General features: G+C 66.1%; 10 protein-coding genes. 8 read left to right on the top strand and 2 right to left on the bottom strand.

The features are described from left to right. The first annotated feature begins 63 nt into the window (after positions 1 to 63). The 5 genes from dusB to ntrX all read left to right on the top strand — a co-directional run bounded on the left by dusB (position 64) and on the right by ntrX (position 7,592). Entirely contained in the window at positions 64 to 1,104 is a 1,041-nt protein-coding gene (gene dusB, locus E8L99_RS17790; protein WP_137100807.1) for a tRNA dihydrouridine synthase DusB, read from the top strand. Continuing rightward, positions 1,101 to 2,225: a two-component system sensor histidine kinase NtrB gene (locus tag E8L99_RS17785; RefSeq protein ID WP_137100806.1), complete on the top strand. Its 1,125-nt coding sequence runs from the start codon at positions 1,101 to 1,103 to the stop codon at positions 2,223 to 2,225. Before dusB ends, E8L99_RS17785 begins: the two co-directional genes overlap by 4 nt. Before the next feature lie 12 nt (positions 2,226 to 2,237). Next, complete coding sequence (gene ntrC, locus E8L99_RS17780) at positions 2,238 to 3,680, top strand: nitrogen regulation protein NR(I) (protein ID WP_137100805.1); 1,443 nt, start codon at positions 2,238 to 2,240, stop codon at positions 3,678 to 3,680. A gap of 278 nt (positions 3,681 to 3,958) precedes the next feature. Further along, positions 3,959 to 6,202, top strand: coding sequence for a sensor histidine kinase (locus tag E8L99_RS17775; protein WP_137100804.1), 2,244 nt, complete (start codon positions 3,959 to 3,961; stop codon positions 6,200 to 6,202). A 22-nt stretch (positions 6,203 to 6,224) separates the two neighbouring features. Next, a complete protein-coding gene (ntrX, locus tag E8L99_RS17770) occupies positions 6,225 to 7,592 on the top strand; it encodes a nitrogen assimilation response regulator NtrX (protein WP_137100803.1) in 1,368 nt (455 codons plus the stop codon). Positions 7,593 to 7,604: 12 nt separating this feature from the next. Here ntrX and E8L99_RS17765 read toward each other — a convergent pair whose 3' ends face one another. Further along, positions 7,605 to 8,054 carry a nuclear transport factor 2 family protein gene (locus E8L99_RS17765; RefSeq protein ID WP_137100802.1) on the bottom strand — a complete coding sequence of 150 codons (450 nt, stop codon included), beginning with the start codon at positions 8,052 to 8,054 and terminating at the stop codon, positions 7,605 to 7,607. Positions 8,055 to 8,354: 300 nt separating this feature from the next. Between E8L99_RS17765 and E8L99_RS17760 the strand changes: the two genes are divergently transcribed. The 3 genes from E8L99_RS17760 to hflX all read left to right on the top strand — a co-directional run bounded on the left by E8L99_RS17760 (position 8,355) and on the right by hflX (position 11,018). Beyond that, a complete protein-coding gene (locus tag E8L99_RS17760) occupies positions 8,355 to 9,215 on the top strand; it encodes a D-amino-acid transaminase (protein ID WP_137100801.1) in 861 nt (286 codons plus the stop codon). Between the two features lie 162 nt (positions 9,216 to 9,377). Continuing rightward, on the top strand, positions 9,378 to 9,626 hold the full coding sequence (gene hfq / locus E8L99_RS17755) for an RNA chaperone Hfq (protein ID WP_137100800.1): 249 nt from the start codon (positions 9,378 to 9,380) through the stop codon (positions 9,624 to 9,626). Between the two features lie 27 nt (positions 9,627 to 9,653). Beyond that, positions 9,654 to 11,018 (top strand): GTPase HflX, encoded by a 1,365-nt coding sequence (hflX, locus tag E8L99_RS17750; protein ID WP_391527499.1) that lies wholly within the window; start codon positions 9,654 to 9,656, stop codon positions 11,016 to 11,018. Here the strand turns inward: hflX and mazG are convergent, their stop codons facing one another. After that, positions 11,019 to 11,855 (bottom strand): nucleoside triphosphate pyrophosphohydrolase, encoded by an 837-nt coding sequence (mazG, locus tag E8L99_RS17745; protein ID WP_137102173.1) that lies wholly within the window; start codon positions 11,853 to 11,855, stop codon positions 11,019 to 11,021. Between the last annotated feature and the right edge of the window lie 83 nt (positions 11,856 to 11,938).

Genomic DNA, 11,938 nt, shown 5'->3' with positions numbered 1-11,938 from the left:
AGTGCGATAAAGAAAGGCTAAAGTGTAGGCATTCGCGAGAGCGCACAGGATTTAGGCATCGGCATGGCTCATGATTCGACCACAAGGCCCCCGGCTGTGGCGATCACTCTCGGACCGCATGGGATCGCGGCGCCGGTTGCGCTTGCGCCGATGTCCGGGATCACCGATGCGCCGTTCCGCCGGATGGTCGCGCGGTTCGGCATCGGCTGGACCATATCCGAAATGGTGCCCGGCGACGATCTCGCCCAGGGCGGCGAGGAAGCGCGGCTGCGCGCGGAAGGCGAGGGGCTTGATCTCCATGTCATCCAGCTCGCCGGCTGCGAGCCGCACTGGATGGCCGAAGGTGCCAGGGTCGCGGCCGAAGCCGGCGCCGACGTGATCGACATCAACATGGGCTGCCCGGCCAAGCGGGTCACGGGCGGTTATGCCGGCTCGGCGCTGATGCGCGACCTCGACCAGGCCGAGCGTCTGATCGCGGCAACGGTCTCGGCTGTGTCTATTCCGGTCACGCTGAAGATGCGGCTCGGCTGGGACCACGACAGCCTGAATGCGCCCGAGCTTGCCCGCCGTGCCGAGGCGCTTGGCGTGCAGCTGATCACGGTTCATGGGCGCACGCGGCAGCAATTCTACAAGGGGCGGGCCGACTGGGCCGCGGTGCGCGCGGTGCGCGATGCGGTTTCGCTGCCGCTGGTGGTCAATGGCGACATCAATTCCTGCGCTGACGCCCGCGCGGCCCTCGCGGCGTCCGGCGCGGATGCAGTGATGATTGGCCGCGGTGCGCAAGGCAGGCCGTGGTTTCCGGCGCAGGTGGCGGCCGATCTTGCCGGCACCCCTGTTGCCGCCGATCCGCCACTTGCCGAACAGCTGGCGGTGGCGCTTGAGCTCTATGAGGAGCAGCTCACCCATTACGGACTGGCGGTCGGTGTCCGCCATGCCCGCAAGCATCTCGGCTGGGCGCTCGACAGCGCCGCAGCCGCGACCGGCGCATCGGCGCAGGACCTGTCGGCGGCGCGCGGCAGGGTTCTGACATCCGATGATCCGAAAGCCGTTGCACAGGCGCTGACCGAGGCCTTCGGCGCTCTTTCCTGGAAGGCCGCCGCATGAATATCGCCGCCACGCGGGTCGTGTCCCACGACTCGATCCTCAATGCCTTGCCGCATCCGGTGATCAGCGTTGCCGCTGACGGCACCGTGCTCGACGGCAATGTCGCCTCCGAAACCTTCTTCCAGGCGTCGATCCCGGTGCTGCGCCGCCATCAGCTGCGCGAACTGGTGCCGTTCGGCTCGCCCTTGCTGGCGCTGATCGAGCAGGTGCGCGACCGCGGTGCGCCGGTGAACGAGTACAAGGTGGACATCGGCACGCCGCGCAACGGCCACGAGCGCGTCGTCGACATCTATGTCGCACCGATGCCGGAGCGGAACGGCGATGTCGTCGTCATGCTCCAGGAGCGGACCATTGCCGACAAGATGGACCGGCAGCTGACCCATCGTGGCGCTGCCCGGTCGGTCACCGCGCTGGCCGCCATGCTCGCCCATGAGATCAAGAATCCGCTCTCCGGCATTCGTGGCGCGGCGCAGCTTCTGGAAACCTCGGTCAATGACGAGGACCGCACGCTCACCCGGCTGATCTGCGACGAGGCCGACCGGATCGTGAAGCTGGTCGACCGGATGGAGGTGTTCTCCGACGAGCGGCCGGTCGAGCGCGAGCCCGTCAACATCCATGTCGTGCTGGAACATGTGAAGCGGCTGTCCCAGTCGGGCTTTGCCCGCCACATCCGCTTCGTCGAGGAATATGACCCCTCGCTGCCGCCGGTTTATGGCAATCGCGACCAGCTGATCCAGGTGTTCCTCAACCTGGTCAAGAATGCCGCTGAATCAATCGGTGACCAGACGTCGGATGGCGAGATCCTGCTGTCGACCGCATTCCGTCCCGGTGTCCGGCTGACAATGCCGGGCGTCTCGAGCCGGGTCGCCCTGCCGCTTGAGGTCTGCGTGCGCGACAATGGCCCGGGCGTCCCCGACGACCTCGTGCCCCATCTCTTCGACGCCTTCGTCACCACGAAAAGCTCCGGCACGGGCCTCGGCCTGGCACTGGTTGCCAAGATCGTCGGCGACCATGGCGGGATCGTCGAATGTGACAGCCAGCCCCGGAAGACAGTGTTCCGGATCCTTCTGCCCATGGCCCGCGTGTCGCAAGTCGACATGAATGGCCGCAAAGCTCTCTGACGAGGTTTCTCCATGCCGACGGGAACAATCCTGGTCGCCGACGACGATGCTGCGATCCGGACGGTCTTGAACCAGGCCTTGTCGCGGGCGGGTTACGACGTCCGCCTTACCGGAAATGCCACCACGCTGTGGCGCTGGGTGTCCCAGGGGGACGGCGATCTCGTCATCACCGACGTGGTGATGCCGGACGAGAACGCGTTCGACCTGCTGCCGCGGATCAAGAAGCTGCGTCCTGACCTGCCGGTGGTGGTCATGAGCGCGCAGAACACGTTCATGACCGCGATCAAGGCCTCCGAGCGTGGCGCCTATGACTATCTGCCGAAACCCTTCGACCTGAAGGAACTGGTGGCGATCGTCGGGCGCGCCCTGTCGGAGCCAAAGGGCAAGGGCAGCGGCAAGGCGGCGCCTTCCGATGCCGATGCCATCCCGCTGGTCGGCCGCTCCGCGGCCATGCAGGATATCTACCGGGTCCTCGCCCGCCTGATGCAGACCGATCTGACCGTGATGATCGTCGGCGAGAGCGGCACCGGCAAGGAACTGGTCGCCCGCGCGCTCCATGATTACGGCAAGCGCCGCAACGGCCCCTTCGTCGCGATCAACATGGCGGCCATTCCGCGCGACCTGATCGAGAGCGAGTTGTTCGGCCATGAGAAGGGCGCCTTCACCGGGGCCCAGGCGCGCTCGGCCGGCCGGTTCGAGCAGGCCGAGGGCGGCACGCTGTTCCTCGACGAGATCGGCGACATGCCGATGGAGGCGCAGACCCGTCTGCTGCGCGTGTTGCAGCAGGGCGAATATACGACGGTTGGCGGGCGGACCCCGATCAAGGCCGATGTCCGCATCGTGGCGGCCACCAACAAGGACCTGCGCCAGCAGATCCAGCAGGGCCTGTTCCGCGAGGATCTGTTCTTCCGCCTAAACGTCGTGCCGCTGCGCCTGCCGCCGCTGCGCGAACGCGCCGACGACGTCCCGGATCTGGTGCGCCACTTCTTCGCTGCTGCCGAGCGTGAGGGCCTGCCGTCGAAGCAGATCGACGCGGCCGCCATGGAGAAGCTCAAGCGCTATCGCTGGCCGGGCAATGTGCGCGAACTCGAGAACATGGTGCGCCGCCTGACCGCGCTCTATCCGCAGGAGGTGATCACCGCGCCAATCGTCGACAACGAATTGTCGACGCCGGAGCCCGCGCCCAGCACCGACAGCCCGCGCGAGGACGAGACGCTGATGGCCTCGGTCGAACGCCATATGGGCAATTATTTCAAGGGCTTCGGAGACGATCTTCCGCCGCCCGGCCTGTATCACCGGGTGCTCAAGGAACTGGAGATCCCGTTGATCTCGGCAGCGCTGGCTGCAACCCGTGGCAACCAGATCAAGGCGGCCGACCTCCTGGGCGTCAACCGCAACACATTGCGCAAGAAGGTTCGCGACCTCGATATCCAGGTGATCCGGACGTCCAGGTGATCCGGATCCGAAGCGTCAGGCAGCCGGCTTCCTAGGCCTGCCTGACGTTGCAGGGCAGGTGCGGCGGGGCGTCAGCTGCCCAATGGAACACGGCATTTTTCGGGCCGTGCGCCTGTGCGTGCCGCATGGCTGGTGATGGTTCGGCTCGCGCAGCTGTGTCCCCCTGTCGCGTGACTTTTCTGTCACAGCTGTTGTATGAGAGCCGCACGATTCCGCTGGGGCAGGGTCGCGGATGCCGCTGATGGCGCCGCGGCGTCGCCCGGGAGACGAATGACCGCATGACAGGACAGAGCCTGCCCCTGCCAGCCCCGAGCACCGACACGGCTCCGGCCTTGCCGCGGCTCCGGTCGCGCCGGGCGGGGCCGATTCTGGTCGGAATCGCGCTGCTCTTCGGCCTGATGACCTTCCTGACCGTGACCGGCCTCCTGCCGATCGTGCCGACCCACGAGGTTGTGCTCACGGTCCTGTCGATCGACGCGGTCCTCGTCCTGGCACTGATCTTCATGATCGTGCGCGAGATCCTGGCCCTGCGCCGGGCCCGCCGGACCGGCCAGGCGGCCTCGCGCCTGCATGAACGCGTGGTGCGCCTCTTCGCCATCGTTGCGTCAATTCCGGTGGCAGTCATTGCCATTGCCGCGGCTGTCACGCTCGACCGCGGGCTCGACAGCATTTTCACCGGCAGCGTTCGCCGGGCGGTCGAAGCCTCCTCCGAGGTCGCCAATGCCTATATGCGCGAGCAGCTGGAGCTGGTGCGCGAGCAGGCGGGTTCGCTGACGCAGGACATCGAGCGGATGCGGGCCGCCGCCAACCCGGCCATCGACATGCGGCGTTACCTGTCGGCGCAGGCCATGGTCCGCGCCTTCCCGGTGCTGCGCCTGCTGCGCCCCGACGGGACGGTGATCGAGCGGGCGGAAACTCCGGTCCAGGGCGAGTTCAACGTGCCAGCCGCCGTGCTGGAAGAGGTCGCCAAGACCGACGACATCATCATCAACGTGGCCTCGCGTGGCGACCGCGACTTCATCGAGGCGATCTGGAAGCTGCGACGCGGCGGCGACGAATATGTCTATGTCGTACGCCCCATCAACCAGCAGATCGGACAGCATCTGAGGGCAACCCAGCTCGGCCTGCTCGAATATCAGCAGCTCGACCAACGCCGGTTCGGCCTGCAGGTCGCCTTCGCGCTGATGTTCGCGCTGATCGCGTTTCTGGTCACGCTGTCGGCGGTCTATCTGGGCCTGAGCTTCGCCAACCGGCTGGTGCAGCCGATCCGCCGGCTGATCGGGGCTGCCGACCAGGTGGCGGCGGGCGACCTCAATGTCGAGGTCCATATTCGCAAGTCCGAGGGCGATCTCGCCAATCTCGGCGACACGTTCAACAAAATGACCTCCCAGCTGCGCGAGCAGCGGGAAGACCTGATCAGCGCCCGCGACCAGATCGACAGCCGCCGGCGGTTCACGGAAGCCGTGCTGGCCGGCGTGACCGCTGGCGTGGTTGGCCTCGACCCGGAGGGCCGGGTGACCTTGCTCAACCGGTTTGCCATCGAGCTGTTGGGGCTGACGGAAATCGAACTGAATGGCCAGGTGCTGGCCGAAAAGGCGCCGGAGCTCGGCGAACTGATCGCCCGGGCACTGGCCGGCGACGCCGTCATCGTGCAGGGCCAGGTCATGGTTGTGCGCGGTGGCCGCGAGAAGACGCTGGTGGTGCGGGTGGCGCCCGAAGCCGACGATGCCGGCGAGCATGGCGCCGTGGTGACGATCGACGACGTCACCGATCTGGTGGTCGCGCAGCGCACCTCGGCCTGGGCCGACATTGCCCGGCGCATCGCCCACGAGATCAAGAACCCGCTGACGCCGATCCAGCTCTCCGCCGAGCGGCTGAAACGGCGCTATGGCCGGGTGATCACCGAAGATCGCGAGGTGTTCGACCAGTGCACCGACACGATCATCCGCCAGGTCGGCGATATCGGACGGATGGTCGATGAGTTCTCATCCTTCGCGCGGATGCCGAAGCCGGTGTTCGAACGCGAGGACGTCGCAGACACGGTCCGCCAGGCGGTGTTCCTGATGCGGGTCGGCTATCCGGAGATCGACATCATCGATGATGTCCCCGAGGGCGCGCTTCCTGCAGCCTTCGATCGCCGGCTGATCAGCCAGGCGCTGACCAACATCATCAAGAACGCCACAGAGGCCATTGCCGGCGTGCCCGAAGCGGATCGCGGCAAGGGCCGCATCATCGTGCGGCTGACCGCCAATGCGCCGCACTTCTCCATCGATGTCATCGACAACGGGATCGGTTTGCCCAAGGAAAACCGTCATCGGCTGCTCGAACCCTATGTCACGACTCGCGAGAAGGGGACCGGACTGGGTCTCGCGATCGTCGGCAAGATCCTGGAGGAACACGGCGGCGGCCTCGGCCTGTTCGATGCCCCGCCGGACGCCGATGGGCGCCAGCGCGGCGCCTGCATCCGGCTGAGCTTCCAGGACCAAAAGACCTCCGCGACATCCGTCGTGGCGGCAGAATAAGAAACGGAGCGGATATCGACCCATGGCAGGCGACATCCTGATAGTCGACGACGAGGCGGATATCCGCGACGTGGTTGCCGGCATTCTCGACGACGAGGGCTACCGGACCCGGACGGCGCGTCATTCCGACGAGGCTCTGGCGGCGATCGAGGCCCGGCGTCCGAATCTGATCTTCATGGACATCTGGATGCAGGGCAGCAAGCTCGATGGCCTCCAGCTGCTCGACGTGGTGCGTGAGCGCCACCCGGACATGCCGGTGGTGATGATCTCGGGCCACGGCAATATCGAGACCGCCGTCTCCGCCATCAAGCGCGGCGCCTATGACTATATCGAGAAGCCGTTCAAGTCGGACCGGCTGGTGCTGGTGGCCGAGCGGGCGATCGAGACGTCGAGGCTCCGGCGCGAGATCCGTGAGCTCCGGCAGATTTCGGGGCAGGCGGCAGGTCTGGTCGGCCGGTCGACCGCGATGAACCAGTTGCGCCAGACGATCGAGCGGGTTTCGCCGACCAACAGCCGGATCATGATCTTCGGCGCGTCCGGCAGCGGCAAGGAACTGACCGCACGCACCATTCACTCGACATCGGCGCGCGCCAACGGTCCTTTCTCCGTGCTGAATGCCGCGGCCATGACGCCTGAGCGCTTCGAGATCGAACTGTTCGGCACCGAGGCCGGCGAGGGTGTTGTCCGCAAGGTCGGCGCGCTGGAAGAGGCCCATGGCGGCACGCTGTTTCTCGAGGAAGTGGCCGACATGCCGCGCGAGACGCAGAACCGCATCCTGCGCGTTCTCGTGGACCAGAGCTTTCAGCGCTTTGGCGGCACGACCAGGGTGCAGGTCGACGTGCGGATCATCTCGTCGACGGCGCGCGACATGCAGACCGAGATTGCCGAGGGCCGCTTCCGCGAGGACCTGTTCCACCGGCTGGCGGTTGTTCCGATCAAGGTGCCGTCCCTTGCCGAGCGGCGCGAGGACATCCCCGAACTGGTCGAGCATTTCGTCGAGCAATTGGCGACCGTCTCGGGCTTGCCGCGCAGGCGGATCGGCGACGACGCCATGGCGGTGCTGCAATCGCATGACTGGCCGGGCAATCTCCGCCAGCTCCGCAACAATATCGAGCGCGTGCTGATCCTGGCCGGCGGCGATCCCGACGCGGTGGTCGACGTGTCCATGCTGCCGCCCGATGTCGGCTCGGCCGCGCCCTCCATGCCCAATGGCCATGGCGGCGAGCACCTGATGGCGCTGCCGCTGCGCGAAGCACGCGAGGCCTTCGAGCGGGAATATCTGGCGGCCCAGATCAACCGGTTCGGCGGCAATATCTCGCGCACCGCCGAATTCATCGGCATGGAGCGCTCGGCGCTCCACCGTAAGTTGAAGGCGTTGGGCGTCGACTGACGGCAGCCCTCGTCAGAACATGCCGTTGCCGTGCGCCATAGTTTCCGGGATCGGCTGGATCACGTCCCAGTGTTCGACGATCTTGCCGGCCTCGAGCCGGAAGATGTCGACGATGGCCGTGCCGCGGTCATTGGCATCGCGCTTGGCATGGACATGGAGGATGACGAAGTCGCCCTCGGCGAAGACGCGCTTGATCTCGCCGCGTGCCTGCGGCGTGCGCTCCTTGCGGAAGGCGATGAAAGCCTTGAAGCCCTCGATGCCGTCGGGTGCCACCGGATTGTGCTGGATGTAGCGCGGACCGAAATGGACGGCAGCTGCCTCGAAGTCCTTCTGGTTCAAGCCTTTTTCGTAGAAATCGACCACGGTGCGCTTGTTGGCTTCCAGCGTCGATGCCTGCGCCGAGGCTGCACCCGCAGCAGCCGGAACCGCGGCCAGTCCCAGTCCGAATGTGCGCCTGTCCATTCCTGTCTCCCGATCAATGCCGGCCGCCCGCGGCCGTTCGTGAGGACCATCCAACAATCACCGGCGCCCCGGAAGACGCGCGGCTTTCACATCGTTGTGTGCCGAGGAATGGCGTCGCCCCGCAAATTCGACAGGGCCGCTTTGCGCATATTTTGCGCGGTGCCTCTTTGGCGGACAGGCAAAGCGTGCAAGATTGGTGTTGCAGTGCACCCAGCGCATTGCGCACGATGCGACGCGACTTCGGTCTGATCCGATCATCCGAGCCGGCGTATCCTTCGTAACGAAAACAAGGAGGCGCAGATGTCGCGCATTGCCTATGTCAACGGAAGCTATGTGCCTCATGGCGAGGCGGCCGTTCACATCGAGGATCGCGGATATCAGTTCGCCGATGGCGTGTACGAGGTCTGCGAGATCCGGCATGGCCACCTGATCGACGAGACCCGCCACATGGACCGGCTGGAGCGCTCGCTGAAGGAATTGCGCATCGACATGCCGATGTCGCGTCAGGCGCTCGGCATCGTGCTCCGCGAGACCGTGCGCCGCAATCGCGTCCGCGAAGGCCTGGTCTACATGCAGGTGACGCGCGGCGTCGCCCGTCGCGACCACGCCTTCCCCAAGCCCGGCACGCCGCCGGCGCTGGTCGTCACCGCCAAGTCGGTCGATCCGCGCAAGGGCGAGGCCAATGCCGCCAAGGGCGTCGGCGTCATTACCCGCCCCGACAACCGCTGGGAGCGCGTCGACATCAAGTCAGTCGGCCTGTTGCCGAACTGCATGGCTAAGCAGGCGGCCCGCGAAGCTGGCGCCTATGAGGCCTGGCTCGTCGACAAGGACGGCTTCGTCACCGAGGGCTCGTCCACCAATGCCTGGATCGTGACCAAGGACGGCGTGCTGGTCACCCGTTTCACCGATTTCGGCATCTTGAAGGGCATCACGCGCACCACGTTGTTCGACCTCTGCGCCCGCGAAGGTGTGAAGATCGAGGAGCGTCAATTCACGGTCGCCGAGGCCCAGGAAGCGCGTGAGTGCTTCCTCACGTCGGCCACGACGATCGTCATGCCCATCGTCTCGATCGACGGGCGTCCGATCGGCAATGGTGCGCCGGGGTCCATCGCGACCGGCCTCAGGGCCAAGTTCCACGAGGTCGCGGAAGTCGCGGCCTGATCCTTTCTTCCTCCATCGGCCCCGTGCGCTGGAATGGCGGGGCCGGCCAAGACGTGCAGTGCATCACTCTCAAGAAGATCATTCAGTCGCAGGCAGTCTCCCAAGCCAAACGACCAACCTTCGCGGCCAGCCTTCAGCCGCGGCAACAAACGGACAACGACAATGGCGGAACGAGCTCAGAACCTCCAGGACACCTTTCTCAACCACGTTCGCAAGAACAAGGTCCCTCTGACCATCTTCCTGGTCAACGGCGTCAAGCTGCAGGGCGTGGTCACCTGGTTCGATAATTTCTGCGTGCTGCTCAGGCGCGACGGCCACTCGCAATTGGTCTACAAGCACGCCATATCAACGATCATGCCCGGCGCGCCGGTCCAGCTGTTCGAACCGCAGGACGGAGACGACAAGGGCTGATCAACTCCCAGCGAGCAGCCTTTGGACATACGCCGGCCTGACATCATTGCCCGATCGCACCCCGAGGGTGCCGACGAACCGCGCGGCGAACCGACGCGGGTCGTCGTCGTGGTGCCGGTCAGGCCCGCGCGCGGCCGCGCCACGGAAGCAGGCGAGGGCGCGCGGTCATCAGAAGCCAAGCGCGACGAGGCGGTTGGCCTTGCCGCGGCCATCGAGCTTGAGGTTGCGGCCTCGCTGATCGTGTCACTGGCAACGCCAAGGCCCGCCACGCTGATCGGCAAGGGCAAGGTGGAAGAGATTGGCGCGCTGGTCGCCGAGCACGAGGCCGGCCTCATCTTCGTCGATGCGGCGCTCTCGCCGGTGCAGCAGCGCAATCTCGAGAAGGCCTGGAATGCCAAGGTCGTCGACCGGACCGGCTTGATCCTCGAAATCTTCGGCCGTCGTGCGCGCACCAAGGAAGGCGCGCTGCAGGTCGAACTGGCCCATCTCAGCTATCAGAAGAGCCGGCTGGTCCGCTCATGGACCCATCTCGAGCGCCAGCGTGGCGGTTTCGGCTTCCTCGGAGGCCCCGGTGAAACCCAGATCGAGGCCGACCGGCGGATGATCCAGGAACGGATCATGCGCATTGAGCGCGAACTGGAGCAGGTGACGCGCACCCGCAGGCTTCACCGAGAGAGCCGCAAGCGCGTGCCCTATCCGATCGTGGCCCTTGTCGGCTACACCAATGCCGGGAAGTCCACGCTGTTCAACGCGCTGACGACCGGGGGCGTCCTGGCGCAGGACATGCTGTTTGCCACCCTCGACCCGACACTGCGCCAGCTCAAGCTGCCGCATGGCACGAAGGCGATCCTCTCCGATACGGTCGGCTTCATCTCGGATCTGCCGACCATGCTGGTGGCGGCCTTCCGCGCGACGCTGGAAGAGGTAATCGAGGCCGACGTCATCTTGCATGTGCGCGATGTCAGCCACGGCGATACCGAGGCGCAGGCCGCCGATGTCGCGGCGATCCTGGCCGATCTCGGCGTGGATCCGGCAAGCCGGGCGCTGATCGAGGTCTGGAACAAGGTCGATCTGCTGGACGAGACCCAGCGCGTCGAGATATTGAACCGCGCCGCGCGCTTCGAGCCGGACCAACGGCCGCATTTCGTCTCGGCGATATCAGGCGAGGGGCTACCCGAACTGCTCTCGGCCATCGAGGCCAAGGTGGGGGCCGCCCATGAGCGCATGGTGGTGACGGTGCCGGCTGCCGATGGCGGGACGCTGCACTGGATCCACGAAAATGCGGAAGTCGAGAGCCGCCGCGCGCTCGAGAGCGGCGAAACCGAGGTGACGCTGCGCATCGCGCCAACCAAGCGCGGCCAGCTGGAACGGCGGCTGCCGGCCGTCGACTGATCAGCGCGTCTCGCGCTCCTGGCGCTTGGCCTCGTTCCAGAGCGCATCCATCTCGTCGAGCGAAGCCTCCTGCGGGCTCTTGCCACGTGCGGCCAGCGCCTGTTCGATCGACCCGAAGCGCCGCTCGAACTTGGCATTGGTGCCGCGCAGAGCCGCCTCCGGATCGACGCCGAGGTGACGGGCGAGATTGACCGCGGCGAACAGGAGATCGCCGACCTCATCGGCAATCGCCGCCTGGCCGGCGCCTGACGCGCGCGCCTCGACAATCTCGCGGGCTTCCTCGGTGATCTTGTCGAGCACGGCGCCGACATCGTTCCAGTCAAAGCCGACCTTGCCAGCCTTCTCCTGCAGCTTCAGCGCGCGCATCAGCCCAGGCATGGCGTGCGGGATGCCGGCAAGAATCCCGGCGGCAACCGGTTCGGCCAGCCCGAGCTTGGCGCGTTCAGCGGCCTTGGCGCGCTTCTCCTCGGCCTTGATCTTGTCCCACTGGCCCTTCACCTCCTCGGGCGACAGGTCATGGGCGGCATCGAACACATGGGGGTGGCGGCGGATCAGCTTCTCGGTGATGGCGCGGACCACGTCGGGAAAGGCGAACAGGCCCTGCTCCTCGGCCATGCGTGTGTGGAAGACCACCTGAAGCAGAAGGTCGCCCAGTTCGTCGCGGAGATCGGCGAAATCGCCACGCTCGATCGCCTCGGCCACCTCATAGGCTTCCTCGATCGTGTAGGGCGCGATCGATGCGAAATCCTGCTCCAGGTCCCAGGGGCAGCCGCCAACCGGCGACCGCAACCAGGCCATGATCTCGATCAAACGCCGGATGTCGGATGACGGCGCCATGTCCTCCAGGGGCGGCAACGGCGCAAGGGCAGAGTTTGGCTGGTCCATGATGTTTTCCGCCTGTTTCGCTCCCATGGGCTGCC

Origin of the sequence: Phreatobacter aquaticus, assembly GCF_005160265.1 — a bacterium.
Classification (GTDB): Bacteria; Pseudomonadota; Alphaproteobacteria; order Rhizobiales; family Phreatobacteraceae; genus Phreatobacter; species Phreatobacter aquaticus.
The sequence above is the reverse complement of the archived record's forward strand: the minus strand, read 5'-3'. Positions and strand labels throughout refer to the sequence as shown.

Bases quoted from the DNA above. Each gene is read 5' to 3' on its own strand.
- dusB (WP_137100807.1), top strand. From the start codon at position 64: ATGGCTCATGATTCGACCACAAGGCCCCCGGCTGTGGCGATCACTCTC.
- E8L99_RS17785 (WP_137100806.1), top strand. From the start codon at position 1,101: ATGAATATCGCCGCCACGCGGGTCGTGTCCCACGACTCGATCCTCAAT.
- ntrC (WP_137100805.1), top strand. From the start codon at position 2,238: ATGCCGACGGGAACAATCCTGGTCGCCGACGACGATGCTGCGATCCGG.
- E8L99_RS17775 (WP_137100804.1), top strand. From the start codon at position 3,959: ATGACAGGACAGAGCCTGCCCCTGCCAGCCCCGAGCACCGACACGGCT.
- ntrX (WP_137100803.1), top strand. From the start codon at position 6,225: ATGGCAGGCGACATCCTGATAGTCGACGACGAGGCGGATATCCGCGAC.
- E8L99_RS17765 (WP_137100802.1), bottom strand. From the start codon at position 8,054: ATGGACAGGCGCACATTCGGACTGGGACTGGCCGCGGTTCCGGCTGCT.
- E8L99_RS17760 (WP_137100801.1), top strand. From the start codon at position 8,355: ATGTCGCGCATTGCCTATGTCAACGGAAGCTATGTGCCTCATGGCGAG.
- hfq (WP_137100800.1), top strand. From the start codon at position 9,378: ATGGCGGAACGAGCTCAGAACCTCCAGGACACCTTTCTCAACCACGTT.
- mazG (WP_137102173.1), bottom strand. From the start codon at position 11,855: ATGGCGCCGTCATCCGACATCCGGCGTTTGATCGAGATCATGGCCTGG.